This is a genomic window from Streptomyces sp. NPDC003042, from assembly GCF_053591315.1.
The window spans coordinates 1-13773 of record NZ_JBSFTP010000117.1; the positions used below are offsets into that span (position 1 = coordinate 1).

The 13773-nt window shown below is 71.7% G+C and carries 14 protein-coding genes and 1 pseudogene; 7 read left to right on the forward strand and 8 right to left on the reverse strand.

What is annotated here, in order from left to right; all coding sequences use genetic code 11:
- Positions 1-211 precede the first annotated feature (211 nt).
- The 3 genes from ACWDYJ_RS33880 to ACWDYJ_RS33890 form a co-directional block, all read right to left on the reverse strand.
- Positions 212-1333, reverse strand: a complete 1122-nt coding sequence (locus ACWDYJ_RS33880; RefSeq protein ID WP_451569448.1) for an LLM class flavin-dependent oxidoreductase — start codon at positions 1331-1333, stop codon at positions 212-214.
- 99 nt (positions 1334-1432) lie between these two features.
- Positions 1433-2218 carry an SDR family NAD(P)-dependent oxidoreductase gene (locus tag ACWDYJ_RS33885; protein WP_451569449.1) on the reverse strand — a complete coding sequence of 262 codons (786 nt, stop codon included), beginning with the start codon at positions 2216-2218 and terminating at the stop codon, positions 1433-1435.
- A 17-nt stretch (positions 2219-2235) separates the two neighbouring features.
- Positions 2236-3183 carry an LLM class F420-dependent oxidoreductase gene (locus ACWDYJ_RS33890; protein WP_451569450.1) on the reverse strand — a complete coding sequence of 316 codons (948 nt, stop codon included), beginning with the start codon at positions 3181-3183 and terminating at the stop codon, positions 2236-2238.
- A 494-nt stretch (positions 3184-3677) separates the two neighbouring features.
- Here ACWDYJ_RS33890 and ACWDYJ_RS33895 point away from each other — a divergent pair, with 494 nt between their 5' ends.
- Together ACWDYJ_RS33895 and ACWDYJ_RS33900 are read left to right on the forward strand one after the other, a co-directional pair.
- On the forward strand, positions 3678-3950 hold the full coding sequence (locus ACWDYJ_RS33895) for a hypothetical protein (RefSeq protein ID WP_451569451.1): 273 nt from the start codon (positions 3678-3680) through the stop codon (positions 3948-3950).
- The gene (locus tag ACWDYJ_RS33900; protein ID WP_451569452.1) at positions 3947-4339 is read left to right on the forward strand and encodes a type II toxin-antitoxin system VapC family toxin; all 393 of its coding nucleotides are present in this window, start codon (positions 3947-3949) and stop codon (positions 4337-4339) included. Before ACWDYJ_RS33895 ends, ACWDYJ_RS33900 begins: the two co-directional genes overlap by 4 nt.
- 22 nt (positions 4340-4361) lie before the next feature.
- Here ACWDYJ_RS33900 and ACWDYJ_RS33905 read toward each other — a convergent pair whose 3' ends face one another.
- From ACWDYJ_RS33905 to ACWDYJ_RS33915, 3 genes are read right to left on the reverse strand one after another with little or no spacing between them, the layout of a single operon-like run.
- Complete coding sequence (locus ACWDYJ_RS33905; protein WP_451569453.1) at positions 4362-5195, reverse strand: L,D-transpeptidase family protein; 834 nt, start codon at positions 5193-5195, stop codon at positions 4362-4364.
- A 15-nt stretch (positions 5196-5210) separates the two neighbouring features.
- A complete protein-coding gene (locus tag ACWDYJ_RS33910; RefSeq protein ID WP_451569454.1) occupies positions 5211-6524 on the reverse strand; it encodes an ATP-binding protein in 1314 nt (437 codons plus the stop codon).
- Positions 6524-7186, reverse strand: a complete 663-nt coding sequence (locus ACWDYJ_RS33915) for a response regulator transcription factor (RefSeq protein ID WP_451569455.1) — start codon at positions 7184-7186, stop codon at positions 6524-6526. The genes ACWDYJ_RS33910 and ACWDYJ_RS33915 overlap by 1 nt, the downstream gene beginning before the upstream one ends.
- A 90-nt stretch (positions 7187-7276) precedes the next feature.
- Between ACWDYJ_RS33915 and ACWDYJ_RS33920 the strand changes: the two genes are divergently transcribed.
- From ACWDYJ_RS33920 to ACWDYJ_RS33940, 5 genes are all read left to right on the forward strand, one after another.
- Positions 7277-7777, forward strand: coding sequence for a hypothetical protein (locus tag ACWDYJ_RS33920; RefSeq protein WP_451569456.1), 501 nt, complete (start codon positions 7277-7279; stop codon positions 7775-7777).
- Positions 7762-8952 carry a peptidoglycan-binding protein gene (locus ACWDYJ_RS33925; RefSeq protein WP_451569457.1) on the forward strand — a complete coding sequence of 397 codons (1191 nt, stop codon included), beginning with the start codon at positions 7762-7764 and terminating at the stop codon, positions 8950-8952. Before ACWDYJ_RS33920 ends, ACWDYJ_RS33925 begins: the two co-directional genes overlap by 16 nt.
- The gene (locus ACWDYJ_RS33930; RefSeq protein WP_451569458.1) at positions 8949-9683 is read left to right on the forward strand and encodes an ABC transporter ATP-binding protein; all 735 of its coding nucleotides are present in this window, start codon (positions 8949-8951) and stop codon (positions 9681-9683) included. The genes ACWDYJ_RS33925 and ACWDYJ_RS33930 overlap by 4 nt, the downstream gene beginning before the upstream one ends.
- A complete protein-coding gene (locus ACWDYJ_RS33935; protein WP_451569459.1) occupies positions 9680-10912 on the forward strand; it encodes an ABC transporter permease in 1233 nt (410 codons plus the stop codon). The genes ACWDYJ_RS33930 and ACWDYJ_RS33935 overlap by 4 nt, the downstream gene beginning before the upstream one ends.
- A 290-nt stretch (positions 10913-11202) precedes the next feature.
- On the forward strand, positions 11203-11970 hold the full coding sequence (locus tag ACWDYJ_RS33940) for an SDR family NAD(P)-dependent oxidoreductase (RefSeq protein ID WP_451569460.1): 768 nt from the start codon (positions 11203-11205) through the stop codon (positions 11968-11970).
- Positions 11971-12041: 71 nt separating this feature from the next.
- On the opposite strand, the pseudogene ACWDYJ_RS33945 reads toward ACWDYJ_RS33940, so the two are convergent.
- Both ACWDYJ_RS33945 and ACWDYJ_RS33950 read right to left on the reverse strand, forming a co-directional pair.
- Positions 12042-12463: pseudogene (locus tag ACWDYJ_RS33945) on the reverse strand (IS630 family transposase); the annotation flags it as partial.
- A 111-nt stretch (positions 12464-12574) separates the two neighbouring features.
- Complete coding sequence (locus tag ACWDYJ_RS33950) at positions 12575-13219, reverse strand: LysE family translocator (protein WP_451569461.1); 645 nt, start codon at positions 13217-13219, stop codon at positions 12575-12577.
- Positions 13220-13773 lie beyond the last annotated feature (554 nt).

Consider the following 13773-nt stretch of genomic DNA (forward strand, 5'->3'; position numbering starts at 1 on the left):
CCGGGTGCTCCACCAGCGAGGGCTGGTGGGTGATGGACAGCATGGTGAAGGTGACGGTGGGCTCGCACCGACCCGGCAGGTCGGCACCCACCCTGCGGGCCGGTCCTGGCCTGGCGGCCGAGGCGTGACCCGCCAGGTCAATGCCGGCCCTCCGGGCCAGTCGGCGGGTCCCGGGCGGAGCCCGGGGGTCGTCCCCCGTCAAGCCCCCGTGCTAAACGGACTGGCGGAAGCGGGTCGTGCGGTGGATCGGGTCCGTGTCGATCTTCGGGATGACGTGTTCCCCGATGAGCCGGATGCTGGTCATCGTGTCCTCGTACGAGACGCCGATCGGCAGGCCGAAGGAGAGCTGGTCCGCGCCGGCCTCCTCCCAGCGCCGGCACTGGCGCAGCACCTCCGACGGGTCGCCGCAGATCATCAGCTCCTCCGCGATCAGCAGCTCGATGATCTCCGCGCTGTACTCGGGCAGGAGTTCCGGCCACTCCGGGATGCCCTCCGGCCGGGGGAAGGTGTCGTGGTAGCGGAAGACGAGGGACTGGAGCCGGTTGAGGCCGCCGTTGACGGCGATCTCGACCGCCTTGTCGTGGGTCTCGGCGCAGATCGCGGTCGAGGTGACCATGACGTTGTCGTTCACGAAGGCCCCGATGGCCTTCGCCTCCTGGATGGCGGTCTTGTACTGGTCCAGGACCCATGACATGTCGGAGACCTTCTGCACGCTGAAGCCGAGGACCCCCAGGCCCTTCCGGGCGGCCATCGCGTACGAGGACGGCGATCCGGCGGCGTACCACATGGCCGGGTGGGCCTTCCCGTACGGCTTCGGGAAGATCTTGCGCGGCGGGAGGGACCAGTGCTTGCCGTTGAACCCCTCGTATTCCTCCTGAAGGAACATCTTGGGGAACTCCGCGATCGTCTCCTCCCAGATCTCCTTGGTGTGGTTCATGTCCTCGATGCCGGGGAAGAAGCCGAGGATCTCGTGGCTGCCCGCGCCGCGCCCGGTGCCGAACTCGAAGCGGCCCTTGGAGAGGTGGTCGAGCATGGTGACCTTCTCGGCGACCTTCACCGGGTGGTTCACCGGGGCGAGCGGGTTGAAGATGCCCGAGCCGAGGTGGATGCGCTCGGTGGCGTGGGCGAGGTAGCCGAGGAAGACCTCGTTCGCCGAGAGGTGCGAGTACTCCTCCAGGAAGTGGTGCTCGGAGGCCCAGGCGTACTTGAAGCCGGACTTGTCGGCCTGGATGACGTACTCGGTCTCCTCGAGCAGCGCTTTGTGCTCCGCCTCGGGGTCGACCTTGGATCGCGCCTCAGGCACGTATCCCTGCACGAAGAGCCCGAATTCCAAAGGGGTTCACCGTCCTTCAGTTTCTGACGTTACGTCAGATCGATGAGTCGACTGTTCCATCGCACGGCGGGAGCGTCAATACCGGCACCTGACGCTCCATCAGATAATGCTCACGCCGGCCATCCAGCCGCCGTCGATGACGAACGGCTGGCCGGTGATGTACGAGGAGTCGTCACTGGTCAGGAACAGGGCCAGCCTCGCTATCTCCTCCGGCTGCCCCACCCGGCCCATCGGGACCACCCGCTTGTAGAGCTCGGCCATGGCCTCCTTGGCCTCGTCCGTGATCCCGGCCGGGTCGAGCAGACCCGGGTTGGCCATGGGGGTGTCCACGGCCCCCGGGCACATGGCGTTGACCCGGATCCCCTTGGCCGCCAGCTCCAGCGCCGCCACCCGCGTCAGCCCGAGGATCGCCGCCTTGGTCGCCGCGTACGAGCCCACGTACGCCATGCCCGTCAGGCCCGTGTACGAGGAGGTGTTGACGATGGTCCCGCCGCCGGCCGCCTCGATCTCGGGGGCCAGGGACTTGATGCCGAGGAAGGCGCCGACCTGGTTGACCTGGACCACCTGCTGGAACTCCTCCAGCGGGGTGGCGGCCAGCTCGTTGAAGCGCAGGATCCCGGCGTTGTTGACCAGGCCGTTCACCGGGCCGAAGGCCTCCTTCGCGGCGGCGATCGCCGCCGCCCAGTCCTCCTCGCGGCTCACGTCCATCCGTACGTAGCGCGCCCGGTCCTCGCCGATCTCCTTGGCGACGGCGGCGCCCTGCTCGTCGAGTACGTCGCCCAGCAGCACCTTGGCGCCCTCGGCGGCGAAGAGGCGGGCCTCCTGCTCGCCCTGGCCGCGCGCCGCACCCGTGACGATGACGACGCGCCCGTCCAGCTTGCCCATGCGTGTGCCCCAATCGGCTAGTCGTTGAGGAGGGGAGCCACCTCGGCCCCGAAAGCGGTGATCTGGTCCACGAGTTCGGCCCGGTCGCGGCTGCGGAAACGGACCTGGATCTGGTCCACGCCCAGCGCCCGGTACTCCCGGAGGGACTCGGCGAGCGCCTCCGCCTTGCCGGTCACGGCCCGGCGGCCGATGTCCCAGGCGGGCTCGCCGACGTAGAGCGCCTCGGTGATCGCGCCGATCTCCAGGGGGCCGGTGACGCCGGCTTCGGCGCGCAGCTCCCGCATCCGGGCGACCTGCGCCGGAATCTTCTCGCGCGGGTCCCCCTGCGGGAGCCAGCCGTCGCCGCGCACGGCGGCCCGGCGGACCGCCGCGGGCGAGGAGCCGCCGACCCAGACGGGGATCCGCGCCTGGGCGGGCCGGGGCAGCTGCCCCAGGTCCTTGAAGGAGAACCGCTCGCCCTCGAACTCCGGATACTCCTCGGGTCCCAGCGCCGCGCGCAGCGCGTCGAGGGTCTCGTCGATTACGGCCCCCCGGCGGGCGAAGTCCACGCCGAGGGCCTCGAACTCCTCCTGGACGTGCCCGGCGCCGACCCCGAGGATCAGGCGGCCTCCGGAGAGGTGGTCGAGGGTGGCGTACTGCTTGGCGGTGACCAGCGGGTGGCGCAGGCCGACGATCGCGACGTGGCTCAGCAGGCGCACGCGTTCGGTGATCCCGGCCAGGAAGGCCAGGGTGGCCACCGGGTCGTACCAGACGGTGCTCATTGGCCCGGCGAGCCGGCGCGGGATGGCGACGTGGTCGCAGGTGGCGACGTACCCGAAGCCTGCGCGGTCGGCGGCCCGTGCGATGTCGGCGAGGTCGGCGGGGGTGGCCGACGCCTCCCAGGGTTCGGCGTAGAGGGTGCTCTGCGACTGGACCGGGAGCTGCATCCCGTACGCCAGCCGGCCTTCCGGAAACACGCGTGCCATGCCGCGCCCGCCTCACCTTCGCCTGTCGCCCGGCCATCGGCCCGACTGCCGATTCGTCATACCGGTGCGGGGCCATCGTCGTATCTGACGGACCGTCAGGCAAGGGGTGGGACACGATACGCCGAACGACCCCGTGGAGTCCCGCCCACGATGGGATGGTGGATTCGTGGCAGATGAAACCTTGGCGATCACGGAGGCCGGCATGCCCGAGACCACGGTGAGGAAGACGGTGACCATGCGGCGCTCCATCGCCGAGCAATCGAGGAGCGCGCGGGCGAGGACCAGTTCTCCGCCTTCGTCGACGCGGCGGCCGAACACTGGCTGGCACTCCTGAAGGCTCAGGAAATCGTCGAGGACCACGAGCGCCGTCACGGCCGCCTACCCGAGGATGTGATCGAGGAAGCCAGGCGAGCGTGGCACGGCGAGTAGCACCGCCGCCCGCACCCGCACCCGCACCCGCACCCGAATAACATTCACTTTGTTAGAATTTCCCCATGACCGACCAGCCCCCGCCGGGCGAAGGCCCGACCCGCCCGGTATCCGTCTCCCTCCACGAGGGGACGATCGCGGCGCTCAAGGCGCGCACCGGCAAGCGCGGCATGTCCGCATACATCGAGGCGCTCGTTCAGCGGCAGCTGGAGCGTGACCGGCTCCGCGAACTGATCGAGGACTCCGAGGCCACCAACGGCCCCGCCGATCCGGCAGCAGTCGAAGCGAAGCGAGCCATCCTGCGCGGCGAGACGGCAGCATCGTCGAATGCCGCATGAGCGGGACGCTGATCCTCGACTCCGAGGGTCTCTCCCGGGTCGTGCGCCGGAACCGCGGGCTGCTTGAGTGGCTGACGGCAGCCGAAGCCGAAGACATCCGGGTGGTGATCAGCTCGGTCACGCTCGTAGAGGCTCGTGATCCCAGGACGGGCCAGGCCCAGTTCGACTACGCGGTCTCCCGCGTGCACGTCGTTCCGCCGAGCGAGGCCATCGCGCGGCATGCGAGCAAGCTGCTCGCCGCTGCCGGGCTGCACGGACACAAGTACGCGCTGGACGCGATCGTGGCGGCGACCGCCCTCGACCAGCCCGGACCCGCCACCGTGCTGACCTCGGATCCGGAAGACCTGTCCGCGCTGTGCGGGAGCCGTGTGCGGGTCGTCAGGATCTGACGGTGGCGGCGGCCGCGGGCCGTCACAACCCCGGCGGGCCCATCGCGATGACCGGGTTCGCCGCCGGGTCCAGAGTGGTGAGGAGCTGCTTCATCGCCGCCTTCGAGATGCCGACGCAGCCCTGGGACGGGCCGTCGTGGTCCACGTGGAGCCAGATGTAGCCGCCCTTGCGCTCGCCCTCCGGCTTGGCCGGGTCCAGGGGGGACGTGCCCTGCCTGCGGTTGAAGTCGATCGCCACGACGTAGTCGAAGGAGCCCGCCAGCGACTCGCCGTTCACGCCCCGGCCCGAGGGGACGAAGGAGGCGTCGCGGTCGTACGGGAGACGGGTACCGGGCGGGGCCGGCAGCAGACCTCCCGCGTCGCTCAGGGAGAACACCCCCTGCGGGGAGGTCAGGTCGCCGTACACGCGGTCGGCGGACCAGCCCTTGGCGCCGTTGCGGGCCGGCCAGCTCGCGGTACGCGCCCAGTCGGCGCCGGGTGCGGGGCGGGTGTAGAGGGACACGGTCGACTCCGAGGAGTCCTTGGCCTTGCCCGTGACCAGCACCAGCTGGCGCGAGTCCGCGGGGATCGCGGCGCGGGTCGCCTCGCTGAGCTCCGGGAGCCCCTGGCGGACGTCGGCCCGCTGCTCGTCGCGCGCGGCACGGTCGGGGGCCTGGGGGCGGGCGTCCGAACGGGTCTGCGGGACGGGGGCGCCGGGCGGGGCCTGGAGCGCCTGGAACCAGCCGACCCCGAAGGCCAGCAGACCGGCGACGGCGGTGGCGACGAGGGCGCGCCGCCGGCGTTCGGCGGAACGGGCGCGCGTACGGGCACTGGTACGGGTGCTCGTACGGGTGCGGGTTCGGGCGTGCTTGCTCATTGACCCGACCGTACATCAGCTGATCTTCACTCCGGCCGAATGCCCGCCGTCCCCGGCCGCGATGCCCACGGGGAAGCGGACGCGGACGGTCAGGCCGCCGTCCGGTTCCGGGTTCGCCTCGGCGAGCAGCCGCGCGCCGTGCGCCCGCGCGATGGAGGCGACGATCGACAGGCCCAGACCGGCGCCCTCACCTGCGGTGTGCCGGCGTTCCGCGCGGCGCCGGAAGGGCTCCAGGAGGCGCGGCACGTCCTGCGGCTCGATCACCGGGCCGGTATTGGAGACCGTCAGCAGCCCGTCGGGCGAGGTCGCGACGCGGATCCGGCCGCCGTCGCGGTTGTGACGTACGGCATTGTCGAGGAGGTTCCGGACGACGTGGCCGAGCAGGGTCCCGTCACCCTGGACGGTCAGCGGCGCGAGGTCCCGTACGACGGCGGCCGGGGCGGGCGGTGGGGCGGGCGACGGGGCGGGCGAAGAGGACGACGGGGCGGCCGAGGAGGACGACGGGTCTGGCGGCGGGACCGCCGCCCGCAGCTGCTTGCGTACCAGCGCCGCCAGGTCCACCGGCTCCGTCGACTCCAGGCCCTCCTCGGACACCGCGAGCAGCAGCAGCGACTCGACGAGGTGTTCGCTGGAGTCGGCCACCGCGATGAGCCGCTCCCGGATCCGGGCCACCTTCCGCGGCGACGGCTCCCCGGCCAGGCCGATCTCGGCCGCGGCCCGCTGGACGGCGAGCGGCGTGCGCAGCTCGTGCGCGGCGTTCGCGGCGAACCGGCGCTGCGCGCCGACCAGGTCCTCCATCCGGTCGAGCATCCCGTCGAAGGTGTCGGCCAGCCGCTTCAGTTCGCCGGGCGGGGCCTGGAGGCCGATCCGCTCGTGCAGGTTCGCGCCGGACAGCCGGCGGGCCGTTTCGGTGATCACGCCGACGGGGCGCAGCACGCGGCCCGCCATCCACCAGGCCAGCCAGACGGACAGCACGGCGAAGAGGGCGAGGGCGACGAGGGAGACCAGCGTGAGCTCGTGCAGCGCGGCCTGTTCGACGGCGGCGGAGACGTTCCTGGTGACGCGCCACTGGTCGAGCTGTTCCTGGGTCGGGGCGACGCCGGGCGGCAGCTTCTCGGCGGGTACCGGACCGCGGGACTGGCCCTCGGTCGGGCTCTCGCCCATCCGGGAGGCGGGCATCACGGTGGTGACGGCCCCGCTGATGCGCGAGGAGAGACCGTTGCGCAGCAGGACGTTGACCAGCGCGACCAGGCCCCCGCCCGCGAGGAGCAGCAGCGCGCCGTAGAGCGCGGTGAGACGGGCGCGCTCGGAATGGAGCACTGCTCTCATCACGGACCGGTGATCCGGTAGCCCGCGCCCGGGACCGTCCCGATCAGCGGCGGCTCGCCCAGCTTGGCGCGCAGCTTGCTGAGCGTGACCCGGACGGCGTTCGTGCTGTAGCTGGTGTCCTCCTCCCACACCTGCTCGATCAGGTCGTCACTGCTCAGCACGGCGCCCTCGGCGCGCAGCAGCGCCTCCAGGACGGCGAACTCCTTGCGCGAGAGGGACAGGCGGTGGCCGTCGCGGGTGACCGAACGGCGGGCGGTGTCCAGGGCGATCCCGGAGCGTTCCAGTACGGGCGGCAGGGCGGGGCGGGTGCGGCGGCCGAGCGCCAGGACGCGGGCGAGGAGTTCGTCGTAGGCGAAGGGCTTGGTGAGGTAGTCGTCGGCGCCGAGGCCGAGCCCCTCCACGCGTTCGCGTACGGTCCCGGACGCCGTCAGCATCAGCACCCGGGTCAGCAGCCGCTCGCGCACCACCTGGCGGCAGACCTCGTCGCCGTGCAGGCCGGGGAGGTCGCGGTCGAGGACGAGGACGTCGTACTCGCCCAGGCGCAGGCGCCGCAGCGCCTCCAGGCCGTCACCCGCCTCGTCGACGGCCAGCGCGTCGCGGCGCAGCCCCTCGGCAATCATCTCCCGGAGGAACTCCTCGTCCTCCACCACCAGAACTCGCATGCCGTCCTCTCTACAGGAGGAGGGCATTTCGCCGGTGTAAGCAGTCTGCGAGAGGGAAGCGACATCCCCTTCTGCCGCAGGCTCGGGCCCATGAAGCGATCCCTGACCATGACCACGGCCGCGGTCCTCACCGGGCTGACCCTCTTCGTGACCGCCTGCACGAGCGGCGGCTCGTCGGACGGGAAGAAGGACGGCTCCGGCGGCGGCAACAGCAGTAGCAACGGCGGCAGCAGCAGCGGCGCGGACGCCGACAAGGCGGTGAAGCTGCGCCAGTGCCTGCGCGAGCAGGGCATAGACGCCCCCGACCCCGCGCCGGGCCAGGACCCGCGCGGCATGACGGTGGGCGGCGGCGTGGACCCGCAGAAGATGCAGGAGGCCATGAAGGCCTGCGGAGCGCAGGGCCCCGGCTCCAACGGCGAACCGACGCAGGAGCAGAAGGACAAGGAGCTCCGGTGGGTCCAGTGCATGCGCAAGAACGGCGTGGACCTCAAGGACCCGGAGTACAACGCGGGCATGAAGAACGCCATCGAGATCCCCAAGGGCCAGGAGAAGGCCTTCGAGGACGCCCAGAAGAAGTGCGAAGCGGCCTGATGGGCGGCCGGACGGACGGCCGGGCGGGCAGCGGGACGGGCAGCCGGACGGACGGCCGGACGGGCAGGCGCGGCGCGTGGCTGCTCGGCTCGCTGGCCGTCGTCCTGGCCGTCTCGGGCGGCGGTTACGCCGTGCTGGAACGCGCCCCGCGCGACGGTACGGAGCAGGAGCGTACGAACGGCCTGCCCCCGGCGACCGCACCGGTTCAGCGCGGAGACCTCAGCGCCGGCCTCCAGGTCGAGGGCACCCTCGGGTACGCGCAGGAACGCAAGCTGAGCGCGGGCGGACCGGGTGTCCTCACCTGGATCGCGGGTGAGGGTACGGCGGTCGAGCGGGACGGGCGGCTCTACGACATCAACGGGAAGCCGGTCCGCCTGATGTACGGGACGACCCCGATGTACCGGCCGCTGAAGGCCGGGGACAAGGGCGAGGACGTCAAGCAGCTCAAGCGGAACCTGGTGGCCCTCGGCTACGGGACCGGCCTCGACGCGCAGGACGGCACCTTCACGGCGGGCACGACGGCAGCGGTCAAGCGGTGGCAGAAGGCCCACAAGGCGCCACAGACGGGAGAGGTCGCGAAGGACGACGTCGCCTTCGCGTCCGGGCCGCAGCGGGTGCGGCGCAACGACGCGGCGCTCGGGGACGAGCCGGGGCCGGGCAAACCGGTGCTCACCGTGACCGGCACCGAGCGGATCGTCCGCTTCCGGATCGATGCGGCGAAGGCGGGCGCGGCCAGGACGGGAGACAAGGTGACCGTGCGGCTGCCGGACGGGGGCAGCACCACCGGAAAGATCGACTCGGTGGGCAGCACGGCCGGTCCGGGCGACGGCCAGAACGGCGGGGGCACCGGCGGAGGAGGAGGGGGAGGCGGGGGAGGCGGCGACAAGAAGGCCGAGGTCGAGGTGGTCGTCGCCCTCGACCACCCCGGCGAGGTCAAGGCCCCCGACCAGTCCCCGGTGTCGGTGAACCTGACCGGCGAGACCCGCACGGGCGTGCTCTCCGTACCGGTCAACGCGCTGCTCGCACTGCCCGGCGGCGGCTTCGGCGTCCAGGTCGTCGAGAACGGCACGGCCCGCGAGGTCACGGTGCGGCTCGGCATGTTCGGCAACGGCCGGGTCGAGGTGACCGGCGACGCCCTCGAAGAGGGCATGCGGGTAGGGATACCCAAGCTATGACCTCACCGCACACGCCACCGCACATCCCACCGCACACGCACCCCGTCGTGGAACTCGCCGGGGTCACCAAGGAGTACCCCGGCGGTGTCTCGGCCCTCCGCGGGATCGACCTGACCGTCATGAACGGCGAACTCCTGGCCATCGTCGGTCCGTCGGGCTCCGGCAAGTCGACGCTGCTCCACATCGTCGGCACCCTGGACCGGCCGAGCGCCGGCCGCGTCTCCATCGCCGGATACGACATCGCGGCCCTGTCCGACCGGTCGCTGTCGGCGCTGCGCTCGCGCCATGTCGGCTTCGTCTTCCAGTCCTTCCACCTGGTGCCCGGCCTCAGCGCCCGCGCGAACGTCGCCGAGGGGCTGCTGTACTCCGGGCTCTCCCGCGCGGAGCGCGGCCGCCGGGCGGCGGCCGCCTTGGAACGGGTCGGCCTCGGCGACCGGATGGACCACCGGCCGCACGAGCTGTCCGGCGGGCAGAAGCAGCGCGTGGCCATCGCCCGGGCGGTGGCGGGCGAGCCGGACCTGCTGCTGGCCGACGAGCCGACCGGGGCGCTGGACACGGCGTCCGGTCGGTCCGTGATGGAGCTGCTGCGCGAGCTGAACGGGGACGGGGCCACCATCGCCGTGATCACCCACGACCGCGAGATCGCGGCCGGCCTGCCCCGGCAGGTGCGGATCCGGGACGGCGAGATCGTGGCGGACGTACGCAATCCGTCGAGAACGGAGGCGGCATGAGGATCCGTACGCGCAACGGCACCCGTACTCGTACCCGGAGAAGGATCAGGCCGCCGCGCCTGTCCCCCCGCGACGTCCTGCACACCGGCTCGGCGGGCCTGCGCTCGCGCCCGATGCGGGTGTTCCTGTCGGCGCTCGGGATCGCCATCGGGATCGCGACGATGATCGCGGTGGTCGGCATCTCCTCGTCCAGCCAGGCGAAGCTACTGCGGGAACTCGACAAGCTGGGGACGAACATGCTGGTCGTGACCCCGGGCCAGTCGATGTTCACGGGCCACGACACCACCCTGCCGCAGGGCGCCCCCGGCATGATCTCCCGCATCGACGGCGTCGAGTCGGTCGGCACGACGGGCGACGTGGCGCAGTCGGTCCGCCGGACGGAGAACATCCCGAAGGGGGAGACGGGCGGCATCACGGTCAAGGCCGCCAAGGACGACCTGCTCGGCACGCTGCGGGCCAGGATGCGCAGCGGCGCCTGGCTGAACAGCGCCACTGGCCGCTATCCCGCCGTCGTCCTCGGGCACGTCGCGGCCCAGCGGCTCGGCATCACGGAACCGGGCCGGCAGGTCTTCATCGGCGGCCGCTACTTCACGGTGACCGGCATCCTGGATACGGTCCCGCTGGCACCGGAGATCGAGCGCTCGGCGCTGGTCGGCTGGGAGGCGGCGCGGGAGCTGCTGGGCTTCGACGGCCACCCGACGGCGGTGTACGAACGCTCCGCGGACGACCGGGTGGCGGCCGTACGCGACCTCGTCGCGCGGACGGCCAATCCCCGCACCCCGAGCGCGGTGTCCGTGACGGACCCGTCGGCGGCGCTCCAGGCCAAGGCGGCGACGGAGGGCGCCTTCAGCACGCTCCTGCTCGGCCTGGGCGGAATCGCCCTGCTGGTGGGCGGGGTCGGCGTCGCCAACACCATGATCATCTCGGTGCTGGAACGCCGCCACGAGATCGGCCTGCGCCGCTCGCTCGGCGCCACCAAGGGGCACGTCCGGATCCAGTTCGTCACCGAATCCCTGCTCCTGTCCGGCCTCGGCGGCCTGGCGGGCATCGCCCTCGGCGGCGCGGCCACCGGCGTCTACGCCCGGGTGGCCGACCTCCCCTGGGTGGTCCCCCTCTGGGCGGTCACGGGCGGCTTCGCCGCCACCCTGGCCATCGGCACCCTGGCCGGCCTCTACCCCGCGACCCGCGCGGCCCGCCTGTCCCCGACGCTGGCCCTGCAGGCGACGTAGGTGGGTCCTGCCGCGGGGACCGGAGGCGGGGTCGGGGGCGGGGTGTACGGGATCCCCTCGGCGGGGTCGGGGGAGTGCCGGGGCCTTCCCGGGGACCGGCCCCCGCGATCACCGCCCCAGACCTCGTCCAGGGCACGTCTCAGCGTGTGCGGGCCGTCCTGGGCTCGGGCAGAGGCCGCCCACGGCGAGCTGCGCACTCCTCACGGCTCGGCGTCTGCGACTTGTGGTCTCCTCGTATAGAAGGGAGTCGAACACGTCCCGCCAACGATCCGCCATGAGAGGCCTCTTCGATGAAACCACCTGCCAACGGCCGCCGCGTTCTGGTCAGTGGTGCCTCCCGGGGTCTCGGTCGCGCCGTCTCCCGGGCGTTCGCGGCGAACGGTGACCGCGTCGCCGTGCACTTCGGGTCGCGCGAGGACGAGGCGCGGCTGACCCTGGAGTCCCTGGAAGGTGAGGGGCACGGGCTCGTCGGCGGCGATCTGTCCGATCCGGCCGGGGTCGCGGCGGTGGAGTCGGCGGCGGCCGAACTCCTCGGCGGTGTGGACGTGCTGGTGAACAACGCGGCCGTGAATCTGCGCCATCCGCTCCCCGAGACCTCGTACGAGGAGTGGGTGGCCGTGTGGCAGCGGCACGTCTCGGTGAATCTGCTGGCCACCTCTCATCTCAGCTACCTGGCCGGCCGCCGCATGATCGAACAGGGCACGGGCGGGAGGATCGTCAACATCGGTTCGCGCGGCGCGTTCAAGGGCGAGCCCGACCACCCCGCCTACGGCGCGACGAAGGCGGCGGTACACGCTCTCGGTCAGTCGCTCGCCGTCTCGCTCGCCCCGTACGGCATCGGCGTCGCGTCCGTCGCACCTGGTTTCTTCGACACCGAGCGGGTGGCGCCCCGGTTGAGCGGAGCGGACGGCGAGGCGATCCGGGCGCAGAGTCCGTTCGGCCGGGTGGCGTCGGCACAGGAGGTCGCGGCGGCCGTGCTGTGGCTGGCGTCGCCGGAGGCCGAGTGGGCGTCGGGGGCGGTCCTGGACCTGAACGGCGCCTCGTACCTGCGTACCTGACAGCACGGCGGCAAAGACCGGTCGCATCATCAGATGGCACATGCCACCTGATCAGGCGAAAGGTCCGCTGGTCAGGCCGCGGCCTGGAACACTCTGCCGCCCCAGCGGATGGCCTTCTCGCTGCGGATGCGGGCTCGTTCGCGTCGTTGTGCGGCCAGGACGTCGGGGTGGCGGGCGTTGTTGTTGCGCCAGCGCAGGTAGGCGTGCAGGGCGCGGGTTCGCACGGTGTGGTTGGGGTGGTCGGAGTTGGAGACGGCGAACTGCCGCAGCGGCCCGAAATGAGCCTCGATTGGGTTGGCCCAGGAGGCGTAGGGGTGAAGCACAGCTCGACCTTGTTCTTCACCGCCCAGCGCCGGATGCGCCAGTTCAGGTGGGCGCAGAGGTTCTCGAGGATCACGTAGATCGGGGCCCCGTCGGGTCGGGCCGCGCGGATCGATCTGAGTGCTGACCAGGTGTGGTCGATGCCTTTGCGGCGCCGGTTGACGCCCCACAACTCCCCGACCGGAAGTGAGATCACATCCGACCGGCTCAAGAGCCACTAACACCAACCCGGCGAACATTCCCGGTCACGGCAGCACCGGTGTCACAGGCGCGCGTGCATGGCTCAGGCCGAGACAGGCGTACGGGACAGAGCTGTGCGCAGCGCGAAGACGCCGAGCAAGCCGCCTGCCGCGAACCGCTGAGCGGTCATCACGCGGGGGCGGGCGGCCAGAAACCCCGACACCCGTGCTGCGCCCAGCATGATCAGAGCGTTCACGGAGATCCCCACGATGATCTGCACACCACCGAGCTGGAGCAGTTGCGCCCAGTCCGGGCCCGCCTGCGGATCCATGAACTGGGGCAGAAGAGCGGCGTACATGAGAGCGATCTTGGGGTTGAGCAGGTTGGTCAGGAGCCCCATCGAGAACAGGCGGGCGTCGGAGACGGGAGGCAGGTCCTGGGCCGGAGCGAAGGGGGAGCGGCCACCGGGCTTGAGCATGTCCCAGGCCAGGTAGGCCAGGTAGGCGGCTCCGGCGAGCTTGACCACCGTGAACGCCAGCGGCACGGCGGCGAACAACGCGGACAGGCCAGCGGCCGCGGCCAGCAGATAGCACAGGAATCCCACGGCGGTCCCGCTCAGGCTGACCAGGCCCGCCCTGCGGCCTTGGGTAATCGCGCGCGAGGCGAGGTGGATCATGTTCGGTCCCGGAGTCAGGGCCATGCCCAATTCGACCAGGGCCACTCCCCCCACTGCGGCCAGACTGATCACTGGTCAACTCCCGATCGTTTGCCGGGTACCCGGTACCCGGCGTGGGCGGCGCCCGGCTGCGACGGACGGCTGCGACGCATCGGTAGTGCCAGCGTCGCCTGCCCTAAGATACGGCCCTGCCGTTCGGTGTCTCTGTACACCCTGACTCCAGCCGGCCGACGACATCAACGACTGCCCCATGAACGCGTCGGCGATCTCCGAGTGATCGGCCGGACAGGTCCTAGACGTGCGGGCCCGCCCACTGACCGTGGGCGGCCTCTGCCCGAGCCCAGGACGGCCCGCACACGCTGAGCCGTGTGGAGCGAGCAGCGAGCTGATGCGGAGGGGCTGGGGCGCTCCTGGCCGCTGTTTCGATCTGTCGGGCCGTGGCCTGACGCTGGACGAGGTCTGGGGTGGTGATCGCGGGGGCCGGTCCCCGGGAAGGCCCGGAACGCGGGCCCGCTTCCCTGACGGGCCCGCATGCCTGACTGTCCCCCATGCCGTTCCTTTGGGGGCTTCCCGACAGTCTTTGGCATTTCGGGGCGGGCCGGTCGGTCAAGGGTGGCCGAAGGCCA